Origin of the sequence: Flavobacterium haoranii (assembly GCF_009363055.1) — a bacterium.
Classification (GTDB): Bacteria; Bacteroidota; Bacteroidia; order Flavobacteriales; family Flavobacteriaceae; genus Flavobacterium; species Flavobacterium haoranii.
Map to the genome: position 1 here is coordinate 433,961 of NZ_CP045292.1, position 16,881 is coordinate 450,841.

The 16,881-nt window shown below is 30.9% G+C and carries 15 protein-coding genes; 14 read left to right on the top strand and 1 reads right to left on the bottom strand.

Going from position 1 to position 16,881, the window contains the following annotated elements; genetic code table 11:
* The first annotated feature begins 6 nt into the window (after positions 1–6).
* The 12 genes from GCU34_RS02150 (at position 7) to proC (ending at position 13,769) form a co-directional block, all read left to right on the top strand.
* Entirely contained in the window at positions 7–2,196 is a 2,190-nt protein-coding gene (locus GCU34_RS02150) for a glutamine synthetase III family protein (protein ID WP_072785626.1), read from the top strand.
* A 98-nt stretch (positions 2,197–2,294) separates the two neighbouring features.
* A complete protein-coding gene (locus GCU34_RS02155; RefSeq protein WP_072785513.1) occupies positions 2,295–3,110 on the top strand; it encodes an OmpA family protein in 816 nt (271 codons plus the stop codon).
* A gap of 52 nt (positions 3,111–3,162) precedes the next feature.
* Entirely contained in the window at positions 3,163–3,609 is a 447-nt protein-coding gene (locus tag GCU34_RS02160; RefSeq protein WP_072785511.1) for a hypothetical protein, read from the top strand.
* Positions 3,610–3,714: 105 nt separating this feature from the next.
* Entirely contained in the window at positions 3,715–4,893 is a 1,179-nt protein-coding gene (locus GCU34_RS02165; protein WP_072785510.1) for an AIR synthase related protein, read from the top strand.
* A 130-nt stretch (positions 4,894–5,023) separates the two neighbouring features.
* Positions 5,024–6,553, top strand: a complete 1,530-nt coding sequence (gene guaA / locus GCU34_RS02170; RefSeq protein WP_072785508.1) for a glutamine-hydrolyzing GMP synthase — start codon at positions 5,024–5,026, stop codon at positions 6,551–6,553.
* A 13-nt stretch (positions 6,554–6,566) separates the two neighbouring features.
* Positions 6,567–7,229, top strand: coding sequence for a LysM peptidoglycan-binding domain-containing protein (locus GCU34_RS02175; protein WP_152378341.1), 663 nt, complete (start codon positions 6,567–6,569; stop codon positions 7,227–7,229).
* Positions 7,230–7,330: 101 nt separating this feature from the next.
* Positions 7,331–8,482 carry a type 1 periplasmic-binding domain-containing protein gene (locus GCU34_RS02180; protein WP_152378499.1) on the top strand — a complete coding sequence of 384 codons (1,152 nt, stop codon included), beginning with the start codon at positions 7,331–7,333 and terminating at the stop codon, positions 8,480–8,482.
* A gap of 17 nt (positions 8,483–8,499) precedes the next feature.
* A complete protein-coding gene (locus GCU34_RS02185) occupies positions 8,500–8,712 on the top strand; it encodes a DUF3820 family protein (RefSeq protein WP_072785505.1) in 213 nt (70 codons plus the stop codon).
* Between the two features lie 46 nt (positions 8,713–8,758).
* Complete coding sequence (locus GCU34_RS02190; protein ID WP_227658720.1) at positions 8,759–9,217, top strand: DUF805 domain-containing protein; 459 nt, start codon at positions 8,759–8,761, stop codon at positions 9,215–9,217.
* A 137-nt stretch (positions 9,218–9,354) separates the two neighbouring features.
* Positions 9,355–10,968, top strand: coding sequence for a CTP synthase (locus GCU34_RS02195; protein WP_072785503.1), 1,614 nt, complete (start codon positions 9,355–9,357; stop codon positions 10,966–10,968).
* A 67-nt stretch (positions 10,969–11,035) separates the two neighbouring features.
* On the top strand, positions 11,036–12,916 hold the full coding sequence (yidC, locus tag GCU34_RS02200; RefSeq protein ID WP_072785501.1) for a membrane protein insertase YidC: 1,881 nt from the start codon (positions 11,036–11,038) through the stop codon (positions 12,914–12,916).
* Positions 12,917–12,968: 52 nt separating this feature from the next.
* The gene (gene proC / locus GCU34_RS02205) at positions 12,969–13,769 is read left to right on the top strand and encodes a pyrroline-5-carboxylate reductase (RefSeq protein WP_072785499.1); all 801 of its coding nucleotides are present in this window, start codon (positions 12,969–12,971) and stop codon (positions 13,767–13,769) included.
* Between the two features lie 77 nt (positions 13,770–13,846).
* Here proC and GCU34_RS02210 read toward each other — a convergent pair whose 3' ends face one another.
* Positions 13,847–14,815: a fasciclin domain-containing protein gene (locus GCU34_RS02210; protein ID WP_072785497.1), complete on the bottom strand. Its 969-nt coding sequence runs from the start codon at positions 14,813–14,815 to the stop codon at positions 13,847–13,849.
* Positions 14,816–14,955: 140 nt separating this feature from the next.
* Between GCU34_RS02210 and GCU34_RS02215 the strand changes: the two genes are divergently transcribed.
* Both GCU34_RS02215 and mnmA read left to right on the top strand, forming a co-directional pair.
* Positions 14,956–15,693: a toxin-antitoxin system YwqK family antitoxin gene (locus GCU34_RS02215; RefSeq protein ID WP_072785495.1), complete on the top strand. Its 738-nt coding sequence runs from the start codon at positions 14,956–14,958 to the stop codon at positions 15,691–15,693.
* Complete coding sequence (gene mnmA, locus GCU34_RS02220; protein ID WP_072785493.1) at positions 15,694–16,881, top strand: tRNA 2-thiouridine(34) synthase MnmA; 1,188 nt, start codon at positions 15,694–15,696, stop codon at positions 16,879–16,881.

Below are 16,881 nucleotides of genomic sequence, written 5' to 3' on the forward strand. Positions count from 1 at the left end.
ATTTTCATGGCAACACTTCGCTTTCAAGCATTAGCAGAAACTGCATCAAGAAAAACAGTTTCAGTTGAAAAATTAGACAAAAAATCAGTGATTTTTGGTAGCAATGTTTTTAACGATAAAACAATGCGACAATATTTAACTCCAGATGCTTACAAGGCAGTAAAAAATGCAACGCAATACGGAACAAAAATAGATCGTAATGTTGCAGAATATGTTGCAATGGGAATGAAAGAGTGGGCACTTTCTAAAGGTGTAACGCACTACACACACTGGTTTCAACCATTAACTGGAACTACAGCAGAAAAGCACGACGCTTTCTTTGAAACTTCTTTTGATGGAGGTGATCCTGTTGAGAAATTTGGTGGAAGTCAATTAGTGCAACAAGAACCAGATGCTTCTTCTTTTCCAAATGGTGGAATTAGAAATACTTTTGAAGCTCGTGGTTATACAGCATGGGATCCAACATCTCCAGCGTTTATTTATGGTACAACTTTATGTATTCCTACAATTTTCGTTTCTTATACTGGTGAAGCTTTAGATAACAAAACACCTTTGTTAAGAGCATTAAATTCAATTGATGAGGCAGCTACTGCAGTTGCTAAATATTTTGATAAAAACGTTAAAAAAGTAACTCCAACATTAGGTTGGGAACAAGAATATTTCTTAGTAGATAAATCATTAGCTACTGCTAGGCCAGATTTATTAGCTACAGGTAGAACTTTATTAGGGCATACTGCTGCAAAAGGACAACAGTTAGATGATCATTATTTTGGTTCTATTCCTACAAGAGTACTTAACTACATGCGTGATTTAGAAAACGAGTGTATGTTATTAGGTATTCCTGTTAAAACGCGTCACAACGAGGTGGCTCCAGGTCAATTTGAGTTAGCTCCAATTTTTGAAGAAACTAACTTAGCAGTTGACCACAATTCACTTTTAATGGATGTAATGCAAAAAGTTGCCGAACGTCACGATTTAAAAGTATTATTGCACGAAAAACCATTCAAAGGTGTAAACGGTTCTGGAAAACACAACAACTGGTCTATGGCAACAGATACTGGAATTAATTTATTAAGTCCAGGTAAAACGCCAATGAGTAACTTACAGTTCTTAACTTTCTTTATCAATACAATTAAAGCGGTTTATACTTACGAAGAGTTAATGAGAGCTTCTATTGCATCGGCAAGTAATGATCATAGATTAGGAGCAAACGAAGCACCACCAGCAATTATTTCAGTGTTTATAGGTGACCAATTAACGAAAGTTTTAAACGAATTAGAAGGTGTTTCTAAAGGAAAATTATCTCCAGAAGAAAAAACAGATTTAAAATTAAATGTTGTTGGTAAATTACCAGACGTTTTATTAGATAATACAGATAGAAATAGAACATCTCCATTTGCATTTACAGGTAATAAATTTGAATTTAGAGCAGTGGGTTCAACGGCTAACTGTGCTAATCCAATGACAACTTTAAATGCAATTGTTGCAAAACAATTAATGGATTTTAAAGCAGAAGTTGATGCTTTAATTGAGAAAAAAGATTTAAAGAAAGACGAAGCTATTTTTAATGTATTAAGAGAATATATTAAACAAACAAAAGCTATTCTTTTTGAAGGAGATGGTTATAGCGATGAATGGCAAAAAGAAGCTAAAAAACGTGGTTTAAGTAATCATAAAACTACTCCAGAAGCTCTAAAAGCTAAGGTTTCTAAAAAAGCAATTGCTTTATTTGAAGAACTTGGAATTATGAACCATGTTGAGGTAGAAGCTCGTTACGAAATTGAATTAGAAGAATATGCAAAACGTATTCAAATTGAAGGTAGAGTTTTAGGTGATATCGCTCGTAATCATGTAATTCCAACAGCTATTAAATACCAAAATACATTAATTGAAAATGTAAAAGGTTTAAAAGAAATTTTTGGTAAAGACTTCGATAAATTAGCAAAAGAGCAAATGACACTTATCAAAGAAATTTCTGAGCACATTGAAGGAATTAACAGTAAAACTGAAGCTATGATTGAAGAGCGTAAAAAAGCTAACAATCTTTCAAGTGTAGAAAAAATGGCAGAAGCTTATTGTAATAAAGTAAAACCATATTTTGAAGAAATTCGTTACCACGCTGATAAATTAGAATTATTAGTAGACGACGAAATGTGGACACTAGTAAAATATAGAGAATTATTATTCTTAAGATAATAGTGTAGTTTAATTTCTAATTTTTAAAAAATTCTATTCAATTAATTTTGAATAGGATTTTTTTCTTTTAATAAAATATTGTTACTTCGTAGGTAATTATGAAAAAACATATTTTTTATAGTATTTTCTTTTTATTTTTCAGTTTAGGATATAGTCAAGATACTATATCTTTTTATTTCGATTCAGGTAAATACGAACTAAATAATACTGAGAATATAAGGCTAGAAGAATGGATTAGTGAGAATTCTAAATCTAAAATTTTAGCAATTCATGGTTTTACAGATGAAGTAGGAACTACTCAAGCTAACGATACATTATCTCAAAATAGAGTACATTATATTTTTTCTAAGGTTAAAAATAGAGTAACTATTCGAGAAGATTTTAAAACTATCAGTTTTGGAGAAAAGTTTCAAAGAGATAAAATAAAGGCAAAAAACAGAAGGGCTTCAATTTTTTATCTGCAAGAAAAAGACCTCGAAAAAGAAAACGAAGTACTTGGTTTAGAGATTGAGGAAATTCCAATTACAGACGATATGCCTTTGTTTCAAAAAGTAAAACTGGCAAAAGTGGGAACAAAAATTACTTTGAAAAATATTAATTTCTTTCAAAACACTTTTCAAACTACTCCAGAGTCTCAAGCTGCGATGTACGATTTGTTGTTTGTTTTACAAAATAATCCATCACTAAAAATTCAAATTCAAGGTCATATTTGTTGTGTCGATTTAGATAGAAGAAACTTATCTTTAGATAGAGCAAAACAAATACGAAGATTTTTGATGTGGAAAGGAATTGTACAAGATAGAGTTACCGTTACTGGTTTTGGAACTTCACAACCAATTTATCCAATTCCTGAAGAGACAGAAGAACAAGCTGCTGCTAATCGTAGAGTAGAAATTGAAATTTTAAGTAAGTAAAATCACTATTTTTGTCAAGCTGAACTTGTTTCAGTATCTAAAGAAAATATTCATGAAAAAATATATTAGTTATATAATACCAATTTTAGTAGTAATAATTGTTAGTTGTAACGATAATTGTGATAATGTAGATGCGCCATCTTCGCCTTCTCTGTTCATAGATTTAATAGATGAAACTACGTTAGAAAATGTATTTACTGATTCTATTTATTTAAAAGAGCAATTAACAATTAAAGATGTTGAAGATAATGATGTACCATTTAAGGTAATAGTTGATAGTAATATTTTACATGTTGTGTTAACTAATGCTGTGGTTGAAAATGATACTGTTTTTGTAAGATTAAACAATCCGGAAACATTAAATGAAGATGAATTTGAGGTAGTATATTCAACTGAAGCTAAAAAAGAAGAATGTTATACGCTATACAAAGTAAATCAGGTTCAGTTTTTATATAGAGAAAGTGATGAAACAAATGGAATTCACAAGGTTAAAATTTAAAATTTAGGTAAAATCTTGGTTTTCTTTTAATTTTTTCTAATTACTAATTTCTAAATTCTAATTATAAAAACTATCTTTGCGGCTCACAACACAACACACTATTTCATGAGCTCTGAAAATAGCAAACGCTACAATCTAAGAGGGGTTTCCGCTTCAAAGGAAGATGTTCATAATGCTATTAAAAACATCGATAAAGGATTATTCCCTAAAGCTTTCTGCAAAATTATTCCCGATTATTTAACAAACGACAACGATTATTGTATCATTATGCATGCTGATGGTGCGGGTACAAAATCATCTTTGGCTTACCTTTATTGGAAAGAAACTGGAGATTTGTCTGTTTGGAAAGGCATTGCACAAGATGCATTGATTATGAATATCGACGACTTACTTTGTGTAGGTGCAACCGATAATATTTTGTTGTCTTCAACTATTGGGCGTAATAAAAATTTAGTTCCAGGTGAAGTGATATCTGCAATTATAAATGGAACCGAAGAATTAATTTCTGATTTAAAAGAATACGGTGTTACTATTCATTCAACCGGTGGAGAAACTGCCGATGTTGGCGATTTAGTGCGTACCATTATTGTAGATTCTACTGTTACGGCTCGAATGAAACGTTCAGATGTTATAGATAATGCAAATATTCAAGCTGGAGATGTAATTGTAGGTTTAGCTTCATTCGGACAAGCAACTTACGAAAAAGGATATAACGGCGGAATGGGAAGTAACGGATTAACTTCGGCTCGTCATGATGTTTTTGCTAAATATTTAGCCGAAAAATATCCGGAAAGCTTTGATGCTTCTGTCCCAAATGAATTAGTATATTCTGGACAAACAAAATTAACAGATGAGGTTAAAAATAGTCCAATTGACGCTGGTAAATTAGTGCTTTCTCCAACGAGAACATATGCGCCTGTTATCAAAAAGATTTTAGAAAAATACAATTCTCAAGATATTCACGGAATGGTTCATTGCAGTGGCGGTGCACAAACAAAAGTGCTTCATTTTGTAGACGACGTTCACGTGATAAAAGATAATTTGTTTCCAGTTCCACCATTATTCAAATTGATACAAGAACAATCAAAAACAGATTGGAAAGAAATGTACCAAGTATTCAATTGCGGACATAGAATGGAATTATATGTAAATGAAGAAATCGCTCAAGATATAATAGCTATTTCAAAATCGTTTAACATTGATGCTCAAATTGTAGGTAGAGTAGAAGCTTCTACTGAGAAAAAATTAACAATAACTTCCGAATACGGAATTTTTGAATATTAATAGGATTTTCATGCTGAGCTTGTCGAAGCATCTTTATGAGATTTTTCACTTCGTTCAAACTCGAGGTGAAACCGAACAGAGCGAAGCTAATGACAAAAATGGAATAAACCATTAACAACAAACAACAACAATGCAACACAACGTTTTAATTTTAGATTTCGGTTCACAATACACGCAGTTAATTGCGCGTAGAGTAAGAGAGTTAAATATATTTTGCGAGATTTATCCGTACAATAATCCGCCAGAAGATTTATCAATTTTCAAAGCGGCAATTTTGTCGGGAAGTCCATTTTCAGTTCGTGCTGAAGATGCGCCACATCCTGATTTATCTCAAATTAGAGGTAAAATGCCGTTATTAGCGGTTTGTTATGGTGCACAATATTTAGCACATTTTTCAGGTGGAGAAGTTGCTCCTTCAAATATTCGCGAGTATGGAAGAGCTAATTTGTCTTATATAAAAAGAGATGAGGTTTTCTTTGAAGAAGTTAATATTGGTAGTCAGGTTTGGATGAGTCATTCAGACACAATTAAAGCTTTGCCAGAAAACGGTGTGCGTTTAGCAAGTACAAAAGATGTTGAAAATGCTGCGTACAAAATTGAAGGCGAAACAACTTATGCAATTCAATTTCATCCAGAAGTTTATCATTCAACTGATGGGAAACAAATGTTAGAAAATTTCTTGGTTAAAATTGCTGAAGTGCCACAAAGTTTTACACCAAATGCATTTGTTGAAGATATTGTAGCTGAATTAAAGGAAAAAATTGGAAACGATAAAGTTGTTTTAGGTTTATCTGGAGGTGTAGATTCTACAGTTGCTGCTGTTTTGTTAAATAAAGCTATTGGTGAAAATTTATACTGTATTTTCGTAAATAATGGTTTATTACGTAAAAATGAATTTGATGCAGTATTACATCAATATAAAGATATGGGGCTAAATGTTAAAGGAGTAGATGCTTCGGCACGCTTTTTGGACGCATTAGCTGGGTTAGAAGATCCTGAAGCAAAACGTAAAGCTATCGGACGTGTGTTTATTGAAGTTTTTGACGATGAAGCACATTTATTAACAGATGTAAAATGGTTAGGACAAGGAACAATTTATCCAGATGTTATCGAATCAATTTCTGTAAAAGGACCTTCTGCTACAATTAAATCGCACCATAATGTAGGTGGTTTACCTGATTTTATGAAATTACAAGTGGTAGAGCCTTTAAGAATGTTATTTAAAGATGAGGTGCGTCGCGTAGGGAAAACTTTAGGAATAGATGATGAATTATTAGGAAGACATCCTTTTCCAGGTCCAGGATTAGCAATTCGTATTTTAGGAGATATTACTCCAGAAAAAGTTAGTATATTGCAAGAAGTTGATGCTATTTTTATCAACGGATTAAAAGAACACGGTTTGTATGACAAAGTTTGGCAAGCTGGTGCAATTTTACTTCCTGTAAATAGCGTTGGAGTAATGGGAGATGAGCGTACTTATGAAAAAGTTGTGGCATTAAGAGCAGTTGAATCAACAGATGGTATGACGGCCGACTGGGTGCATTTACCTTATGAGTTTTTAATGAAAACATCAAACGAAATTATTAATAAAGTTAAAGGTGTAAATAGAGTTGTTTATGATATCAGTTCTAAACCGCCCGCAACTATTGAATGGGAATAATTAAATTAACAATATGAAATTAGCTAAAGTTGTATTTTTTATCTTTTTAAATTCTGCAGTATTATTTGCTAAGCAAGATCCTTACAAAAAGCATTTGGTTGAAAAAGGAGAAACTGTTTATTCAATCTCAAAAAAATATCATGTTACACCATTTGATATTTATAGGTTAAATCCTGATGCTAAAGATGGTATAAAAGAAAATACAACTTTGTTAATTCCAAACGGTACTGTTAATACAACTGAAGGTCAAAACAATGAGAGTGCCTCAGATTTAAAAACTCACAAGGTAGCACCAAAAGAAACCCTTTTTAGTTTGGCAAAACAATACAGTGTATCTGTTGCCGATTTAAAAGAATGGAATCCTGAAGTTGAAAAGAATGGCTTAAAAATTGGACAAGATTTAATTGTTTCAAAAACGTATAAGCCTTCATCGGGAGTCGATTATTCTGAAGTTCAAGAAGTTAAAAGTTCTGCTTCGGTTTCTACGCACGTAGTAAAAACTCAAGAAACATTATACAGTATTTCTAAAAAATATGGTGTTTCGGTAAATGAGTTAGAAAGTTTAAATCCTCAAATTAAAGAAGAAGGTTTAAAAATTGGCGATACGATTAAAATTAAAAAGAAAGTCAGGTTGCTGTTACTCAAATCAATAACGATGAAAATTTATACATCGTAAAACAAAGTGAAACACTTTTTAGTATTTGTAAGCAATTTAATATTTCTGCTTCCGATCTTATTAGTTTAAATCCTGAATTAAATTATGGTTTAAAAGAAGGAATGAAATTAAAACTTCCTTCAGAAATTAAGATTGAAAATACTTTTGCAGTTGAAAAACCTAAGGCAAATCTTTTAAATAGTATCGATTATACTACTCAAAAGGAATTGGTAATGTTGATTCCATTTAACATTTCTAAAATTCAAGCCGATTCTACAAAATCAACAAAAGATTATATAAAAAACAGTAAATTTTTAAATCTTACTTTAGATTTTTATTCAGGAGCTTTAGTTGCGATAGATTCTGCAAAAAAAATGGGGTTTCCAGTGAATGTAAAAATTTTAGATGTTGAAAGTTCTAAAAATTCATCTAATATTTCTCAAATAATTTCAAGTAATAATTTTTCAAATGTAGATGCGGTAATTGGTCCATTTGTAAATTCTCATGCCGAAACAGCAGCTCAATTATTATCAAAATACAATATTCCGGTAATTTCACCATTGTCAAAAGAGTTAAGTAAACCTTATGATAATTTATTTAATGCAGTGCCATCGCAACAAACGATTGTAAGAAAGTTATTTGATTATTTAAATCAGAAAAATGGAAATATCGTTGCGGTAATTAGTCCAAAGAAAAATGCTTCAAAAGAACTTCTAGTTTCACAATATTCATATGTTAAGTTTCCTGAAGTTGATGATAAAGGAAGTGTGACTTATGAAACGCTTAAAGCTAAAATGGTCCCAGGTAAAAAGAATTTTGTAATTCTAGATTCTGAGAAGTCGAGCCAAATTATGTCGGTTTCATCAATTTTAATGAAATTAAAAAAAGAATTCGATTTACAATTAGTGGTATTTGAATTATATGATTCATTAAACTATGAAGAAATTAACATGCAAAATTTAGTCGATTTACAATTATTATATCCTTCTTATACAAAAGAACCATACCGTATGGAAGATAAAGTAACAATTGAAAAACTAAGAAGTGCAAACGGAGTTTATCCTAATGTTTATACTTCTAAAGGCTTTGATGTTACTTTCGATACTTTATTAAGAATTTGTCAGCCAGAAGGTTTTGTTAAATCAGTTGAAGAAGTGGCGACAGAAGGTGCCGAAAATGGTTTTCATTATGTAAAAGAAAATGGTGTTTGGATGAACGATGCTATTTATATTCAGTACTACGATTCTGATTTTACAGTAAAACAAGCCAATTAATTTCTTAGGTTATATAAATGACAGATAAAGAAGAACTTATAAAATTAGCAAATACCAAAATGCCCTTCGGAAAATACGAGGGGCGTTTTATTATAGATTTACCCGAATATTACATAGTTTGGTACAAACAAAAAGGTTTTCCAAAAGGTAAATTAGGAGAGCAATTGGCTCTTGTTTATGAAATAAAATTAAATGGTTTAGAAGATTTAGTAAGAAAATTAATAAAATAATTTTATTTTTGAAACTATATAAATTTTACTCATTAAAAAATAAATCATGATGCAACAAAAACAAGAAAGCGAGTTTACAGCTTTAGATTGGTGGAAAAAAGTAGTTTTAGAAAATTACACAAATTTTGAAGGAAGAGCTAGAAGAAAGGAATTTTGGATGTTCCAATTATTAAATATTACTTCCATTTTTGTATTGGCTTTCTTTTTTGGTTTAACTGCATTTGCATTTAACGACAGTTCATCTGCAATAACATATATTCCACTTGGTTTTATCATTTTATACTTTCTTTTTATTTTCTTTCCGTCTTTAGCAGTAAGTGTAAGAAGATTGCATGATTCTAATAAGAGCGGTTGGTTTTATCTAATTGGTTTTATTCCATATATTGGAGGAATTGTTATGTTAGTTTTTTATGTAACTGAAGGAACAAATGGTAAAAATCAATATGGTCCAGATCCAAAACGTCCTCAAAACGAGATAAACGAAATAGGAATTACAGAAGAATAAAAAATAAATTAGAGCCGATTTTTGAATCGGCTTTTTTTATGTTTATAAAATTATTAATTGTAATAATACATAATTGGCACATTGACTAATTAATGTTATCTTTGCCCCGTTTTTAACTACAACAACACAACAACAAAATGAATCAAACAAAGTATATTTTCGTTACAGGAGGTGTAACTTCTTCTTTAGGGAAAGGAATTATTGCAGCTTCTTTGGCAAAATTGTTACAAGCTAGAGGGTACAGAACAACAATTCAAAAGTTTGACCCTTATATTAATGTAGACCCAGGAACATTAAATCCTTATGAACATGGAGAATGTTATGTTACTGATGATGGTGCTGAAACGGATCTTGATCTTGGACATTATGAGCGTTTTTTAAATGTTCCAACTTCACAAGCTAATAATGTAACAACTGGTAGAGTATACTTATCTGTAATTGAGAAAGAACGTCGTGGAGAGTTTTTAGGAAAAACGGTTCAAGTTGTTCCTCATATTACAAATGAAATTAAACAAAGGATGCAATTGCTTGGTAAATCAGGCGATTTTGATATTGTTATTACAGAAATTGGAGGTACTGTTGGTGATATTGAATCATTACCTTATATCGAATCGGTTCGTCAATTATTATGGGAATTAGGTGAAGAAAACGGAATTGTAATTCATTTAACATTAGTACCATATTTAGCTGCTGCTGGTGAGTTAAAAACAAAACCTACACAACATTCTGTAAAAACATTAATGGAGAGTGGAATAAAAGCTGATATTTTAGTGTGTAGAACAGAACATGAATTGTCAGATGATTTACGTCAAAAATTAGCTTTATTCTGTAATGTTAAGAAAGAAGCCGTAATTCAATCAATTGATGCTTCTACTATTTATGATGTTCCAAATTTAATGTTGGAAGAAGGTTTAGATAAAGTAGCATTAAAGAAATTAGGATTACCAGAACAACAAAATCCTGATCTAAATCAATGGAATGAGTTCTTACACAGATTGAAAAATCCTAAACACGAAGTAAAAATTGGGTTAGTTGGTAAATATGTAGAATTACAAGATTCTTATAAATCAATTTTAGAGGCGTTTATTCATGCTGGAGCTGCAAATGAGACAAAAGTAAATGTTGTGTCTGTACATTCAGAATTTTTAGATGCCAAAACGGCAGAAGAACAGTTAAAAGGATTAGACGGCATACTTGTTGCTCCAGGTTTTGGAAGTAGAGGTATTGAAGGTAAAATTCAAACTGTAAGATATGCAAGAGAAAATAATATACCGTTTTTAGGTATTTGTTTAGGAATGCAAATGGCAGTTATTGAGTTTGCAAGAAATGTTTTAGGATATGAAGATGCAAATTCAACTGAAATGAACGAAGTGACTGCTCATCCGGTTATTAATTTAATGGAAGAGCAAAAGAATATTGAAAATATGGGGGGAACTATGCGTTTAGGTGCATGGAAATGTAGTTTGAAAGAAAATACGTTGGCAAACAAAATTTATGGGAAATCAGAAATTATGGAGCGCCACCGTCATAGATATGAATTTAACGGGGAATATTTAAATGAATTAGAAAAAGCTGGTTTAAAAGCTTCTGGTGTAAATCCAGATACAGGTTTAGTAGAAGTTGTAGAAATTGAAAACCATCCGTTCTTTATTGGTGTACAATATCACCCAGAATATAAAAGTACAGTAGCAAATCCACACCCATTATTTGTAAGTTTGGTTGAAGCCGCTGTAAAACATAAAAATAAATAATTGGTTTAAAGTTTTTAGTTTAAGTCATTTTAAACTTTTAAACCTTAAACTTTTGAACTCGAATTAAATGGAAGAAAAAAAGTTAGACATTAAGTCTATTGTTGGATTTGTTTTAATTTCAGGTCTTTTGGTATGGATGATGTATACAAACACTCCTACACCAGAAGAGGTAAAAGCTCAAGAAGAAAAAGCTAAAACAGAAAAAATTGAAGCGGAAGTAAATAAAACAGCTACAGTTGTAACTACAAACCCTACCGATTCATTAAGTGTAGCAAATGCTCAAAAAGAATTAGGCTCTTTTGCATATTCAGCTACTTTACCTTCAGCGAAAGATGAATTTACTGAAGTAAAGAATGATGTTTTAGCACTTAAAATTTCTAATAAAGGTGGTTTTATTACTGAAGCTACAATTTTAGGTTTCGAAAAATTTAATAAAGATTCAAAACAATTAGTTCAACTAATTAAAGACAACAATGCTAATTTTGATCTTACTTTAAATACAAAAGATAACAGAGTTTTACATACAACTGATTTGTTTTTTGAACCTAAAGTTTCTAAAGAAGGCGAAAATCAGGTTGTAACAATGCAACTAAAAGCGGGTCCAAATCAGTTTTTAGAATATCGTTATGTTTTAAAACCAGGCGAATACATGTTAGATTTTGCAATTCGTTCTCAAGGATTAGAAGATGTGGTAAACACATCAAAGCCTTTAGATTTAGAATGGCAAATGAAAACGTATAGAAATGAGAAAAGTATTTCTTACGAAAATCGTTATACTGAAGTTAGTTTTGAGTATGAAAATGGTAAAGACGATTATTTAAATGCTCAGAAAAAATTATCAGATGCAACTGCTGAAGATGTAACTTGGATTGCTTACAAACAACATTTGTTTACAACTATTTTATTAACAAACGAAGCGTTTAAAACAGCTAGTTTTACTTCTGAAAATTTAGTTGCAAACGAAGATATCGATACAGTTTATACTAAAAATTTTGTAACTAAATTACCTTTAGAATTCAAAAACGGAAAGTTAGATTATGAAATGAATTGGTATTACGGACCTGCTAAATACCAAATTTTAAATAAGTATGATCGCAACTTAGATGAAGTAATGTCATTGGGTTGGGGGATATTTGGTTGGATAAATAAATTTGTCTTTATTCCTGTTTTTGGTTTCATTTCAGGTTTTATGCCTTACGGTATTGCAATTGTTTTCTTTACTATATTGGTACGTTTAATCATGTCGCCAATTACTTATAAGTCGTATTTGTCGCAGGCTAAAATGAAAATTATTCGTCCTGAAATACAAGAAATTAACGAAAAATATAAAGATAATGCAATGAAACGCCAACAAGAAACAATGGCGTTATATAGTAAAGCAGGGGTTAATCCTATGGCTGGTTGTATTCCAGCAGTATTACAAATTCCTATTTTATACTCATTAATTTATTTCTTCCCTTCAGTATTCGATTTACGTCAAAAAAGTTTCTTATGGGCAGATGATTTATCATCTTATGATAATATTTATCAGTTACCATTTAAGATTCCTTTCTACGGAGATCACGTGAGTTTGTTCCCAATTTTAGCATCTTTAGCAATTTTCTTCTATATGAAAATGACGACTGGAGATCAACAAATGGCAGCTCCACCACAAGAAGGTATGCCAGATATGACAAAAATGATGAAAATAATGTTATACATTTCACCATTAATGATGTTGTTTTTCTTTAACAATTATGCATCAGGAATGAGTTTGTATTACTTTATTTCAAATTTAATTACCATCGGAATTATGTTTGTTATCAAGAATTATATTGTTGATAATGATAAGTTACATGCTAAAATTCAAGAAAATAAAACGAAACCTAAGAAAGAAGGTAAGTTTCAGAAGAAAATGCGTGAAATGATGGAGCAGGCTGAGGCTCAACAAAAAATGAATAAAAAATAATATAAATAGTATATTAGCCCTGCAAATTGCAGGGCTATTTTTTTAAAATAATATGAAAGTACTAATCATTGGTTTTGGAAATATGGGACAAACTTATGCAAATAGCTTTGTGAGTTCTGGTTTTGTACAACCTCAAAATATTTATGTTTTAAATAGATCTGAAGTTCAGAAAAAGAAACAATTTTTGTTACCAAAAGAAAATTACTTTTTAAAACCAAGAAAAGATATTTTTGATGTAGATATTGTTATACTTGCTGTAAAACCACAAGATTTTAATAGTTTATCTCATTCTATTGCTAGTTTTATTACAAACGTACATATTGTCTTGTCAGTAATGGCTGGAATTTCTATAGAAAGTATTCAAAGCAAATTAAGTTGTACAAAAGTTGTTCGTTCTATGCCCAATATTCCAACACAAATTGGACAAGGTATGACCGTTTTTAGTACATCAAATGAAGTAGATAGAAAAGAACTTTTTGTAATACAAAATTTAATAAACACAACAGGAAAGTCAATTTCTGTAGAAGATGAAAATATGCTAAATGCTGCCACTGCAATTTCAGGTAGTGGTCCTGCGTATGTTTATTTTTTCATGGAAGCTATGATAAAAGCCGCCATAGATTTAGGTTTTAGTAATTCTGAAGCTGCTTTTTTGGTTAACCAAACTTTTTCTGGAGCAGTTCAGCTTCAAAATACAAGTGCACTATCGCATCAAGAATGGATTCAAAAAGTTGCCTCAAAAGGAGGAACTACTGAAGCTGCGCTAAATATTTTTAATAAAACCAATATCTTTAATAATATTAAAAATGGCATATTCGCTGCTGAAAAAAGATCTGGAGAATTAGGTAAATAAAAAACTCTATCCAAAGATAAGGATAGAGTTTTTACAGCAATTTTTATTAAATAATATAGGTTAGGGTTTCTTTTTATTTAGTTTATAAGTGGTAATATTACTTTGTCAATTACATGAATTACACCATTTGCACATTGAACATCAGTTGCTACAATATTACTCATTCTATCATTTGCATCAGTAATTTTAGCACCTCCAGTAGTTGTAATTGTAAAATCTTGACCTTGAAAAGTAGTAACAGTCATGTTGTTACTCAAATCACTTGAAAGAACATTAGCCCCTGCAACTACATGATATTTCAAAGTATTTTCTAAAGTCGCTTGGTTAATGTCGTCTAAAGATGTTGCATTTAATTCGGTTAATAAATCACCAAATGCATTATTGGTTGGAGCAAAAACGGTAAAAGGAGAATTAGCTGATCCTGATAATATTCCCACAAAATCAGGTTGATCATTTCTCGTCAAAGCTGCTACTAATGTTGTAAAATTTGAATTAGCAAGAGCGTGGGTTACTATTGTAGGTAATCCTATTACTGCATTTACTTCATGTATTACACCGTTGTCCGCCACAATATCTGGAGTTGTCACAGTAGCAACTCCATTAAGCATAACATTAGACGAAACATTAACGTACATACTTAAAGTATTAGTTGCCGATGCAGATCCTTTGCCTAATGTTTTTACATAACCTGTAGTTAAGTTTGAAGATAAATTTGTTCCTAAAACTACATGGTTTAAAAGAACTTCACGCAAAACAGCAACTGGAACATCATCTAAAGAATTAAATCCGTTTGCTGTTAAAAAGTTTGAGAATGCAGTGTTTGTTGGAGCAAATACAGTAAATGAACCTTCACCATCTAAAGTGGTTACTAAATCAGCTTTTTCTAACGCACTTACCAAAGTTGTAAATTGTGGAGCTCTTGAAGCTATAGCAGCAATGCTGTTGTTTTCTGGCATGTTATTTGAATCATCATCAGAACATGACAACATTGTTAATGGAAATGCTACCCATAACATTAATTTCATTAATTTTGCAGTGTTTTTCATAGTGTTTGTTTTTTTTGTTTAAACAAATTTATGAAATCGTTAAACAAAAAAAAATATTGTGTCAAATTTTAACTTAGCAACAAGTTTTGTTTAATATCATATGTTTCAAATATTTAATTTTAATAAAAATACTTTAACAAATGTTAAATAATATTAATAGACTGCTCACTTTTGTATTAGTTTTAATGGCATTTTTATTAAATGCTCAAGAAAATCAAATGGATAGTTCTGGAAAACGTCACGGACTTTGGAAAGGCTATCATGAAAAAACAAAAAAGTTACGTTACGAAGGAAATTTTGATCATGGTAAAGAATTAGGTGTTTTTAAGTATTATGCTGATAATAAAGAAAATACTTTAATGGCAACTCGCGATTTTTCTCAAGGAGATGGTAGTTGTTATACAGTTTTTTATGATACTAAGAAGTTTAAAGTAAGTGAAGGTAATTTGGTAAACAAAAAACCTGAAGGTTTGTGGAAATATTATCATTTTGAAAGTGATAAAATAATGAACTTAGAGAATTACAAAAATGGTAAACTTAACGGTGAGAAAAATGTATATTATAAGAATGGTCAAATTGCTGAAAAATCTTTTTATAAAGCAGGTTCTTTAGAAGGAAAATATATTAAATATGCCGAAAATGGAAATTTAATTGAAGAGTCAAATTTTGTAAATGGAAATTTAAATGGTAAAGTGGCTTATTATGATGGTGAAGGTAATGTTTTAGTTAAAGGAGAATATAAAAACAATAAAAAATCAGGAACTTGGGAAACTTACGAAAATGGTAAGTTAGTTAAGAAAGAGAGTGCTAAGAAGTTTTCTGGTAAAAATTTTAAAATGGACAACCCCAAAGAGGTAGAAAATAAGGAGAAAAAATAAATGAAGAGAGTAGTAGTAGGGCTTTCGGGTGGAGTAGATTCTAGTGTTGCCGCTTATCTTTTAAAAGAGCAAGGTTACGAAGTAATAGGTCTTTTTATGAAGAATTGGCACGATGATTCTGTGACTATTTCAAACGAATGTCCGTGGCTAGAAGACAGTAATGATGCATTATTAGTAGCCGAAAAATTAGGAATTCCTTTTCAAACTGTAGATTTATCGGAACAATATAAAGAACGTATAGTAGATTATATGTTCAATGAATATGAAAAAGGTCGAACACCTAATCCCGATGTTTTATGTAACAGAGAGATTAAGTTCGATGTTTTCATGAAAATTGCCTTGTCTCTTGGCGCCGATTATGTTGCAACTGGACATTATTGCCGTAAAGGAACAATTGAAAAAGAGGGCAAAGAAATTTATCAACTATTAGCGGGTATCGATGGTAATAAAGACCAATCGTATTTTTTATGCCAATTATCGCAAGAACAATTATCGAAAGCTTTATTTCCAATTGGCGAATTAACAAAACCAGAAGTTAGAGAAATTGCTTCTAAATTAGATTTAATAACTGCAGATAAGAAAGATTCTCAAGGTCTATGTTTTATTGGAAAAGTAAGATTGCCTGAATTTTTACAACAAAAATTACAACCAAAAGAAGGAAATATTGTTGAAATTTCTTCAGAAGAACCAGTTTATCTTCAAGAAGTTCCTGCATTTGAAACCAAACAACAAGAATTAGCTTTTTTAGCAGCAAATATTGATTATTCAGATGTTAAATCTAAAGTTTTAGGAAAACATCAAGGTGCGCATTATTTTACTAAAGGTCAACGTAAAGGTTTAAATGTAGGTGGAACCAAAGAAGGTTTATATGTTATTGAAACTGATGTTGAGAAAAATGTTATTTACACAGGTCAAGGAAGTAATCATCCAGGTTTGTTTAAAAAAGCATTATTTGTAAAACCAGAAGAAGTACATTGGGTTCGAGAAGATTTGCGTTTACAACCAAATGAAACTCTAGAGGTACAAGCTAGAATTCGATACAGACAGCCTTTACAAAAAGCGACTTTGTACCAATATGAAAACGGTTTATATGTTGAATTTGAGGAACCACAATCTGCTATAACTGAAGGACAATTTGTTTCTTGGCATGTAAACGATGAGATTTTAGGAAGTGGTGTAATATCATAA

Coding starts and splice junctions, on each gene's coding strand:
- GCU34_RS02155 (WP_072785513.1), top strand. CDS start 2,295: ATGAAAAAACATATTTTTTATAGTATTTTCTTTTTATTTTTCAGTTTA.
- GCU34_RS02150 (WP_072785626.1), top strand. CDS start 7: ATGGCAACACTTCGCTTTCAAGCATTAGCAGAAACTGCATCAAGAAAA.
- guaA (WP_072785508.1), top strand. CDS start 5,024: ATGCAACACAACGTTTTAATTTTAGATTTCGGTTCACAATACACGCAG.
- GCU34_RS02175 (WP_152378341.1), top strand. CDS start 6,567: ATGAAATTAGCTAAAGTTGTATTTTTTATCTTTTTAAATTCTGCAGTA.
- GCU34_RS02210 (WP_072785497.1), bottom strand. CDS start 14,815: ATGAAAAACACTGCAAAATTAATGAAATTAATGTTATGGGTAGCATTT.
- yidC (WP_072785501.1), top strand. CDS start 11,036: ATGGAAGAAAAAAAGTTAGACATTAAGTCTATTGTTGGATTTGTTTTA.
- GCU34_RS02190 (WP_227658720.1), top strand. CDS start 8,759: ATGATGCAACAAAAACAAGAAAGCGAGTTTACAGCTTTAGATTGGTGG.
- proC (WP_072785499.1), top strand. CDS start 12,969: ATGAAAGTACTAATCATTGGTTTTGGAAATATGGGACAAACTTATGCA.
- GCU34_RS02195 (WP_072785503.1), top strand. CDS start 9,355: ATGAATCAAACAAAGTATATTTTCGTTACAGGAGGTGTAACTTCTTCT.
- GCU34_RS02160 (WP_072785511.1), top strand. CDS start 3,163: ATGAAAAAATATATTAGTTATATAATACCAATTTTAGTAGTAATAATT.
- GCU34_RS02180 (WP_152378499.1), top strand. CDS start 7,331: ATGAAATTAAAACTTCCTTCAGAAATTAAGATTGAAAATACTTTTGCA.
- mnmA (WP_072785493.1), top strand. CDS start 15,694: ATGAAGAGAGTAGTAGTAGGGCTTTCGGGTGGAGTAGATTCTAGTGTT.
- GCU34_RS02185 (WP_072785505.1), top strand. CDS start 8,500: ATGACAGATAAAGAAGAACTTATAAAATTAGCAAATACCAAAATGCCC.
- GCU34_RS02165 (WP_072785510.1), top strand. CDS start 3,715: ATGAGCTCTGAAAATAGCAAACGCTACAATCTAAGAGGGGTTTCCGCT.
- GCU34_RS02215 (WP_072785495.1), top strand. CDS start 14,956: ATGTTAAATAATATTAATAGACTGCTCACTTTTGTATTAGTTTTAATG.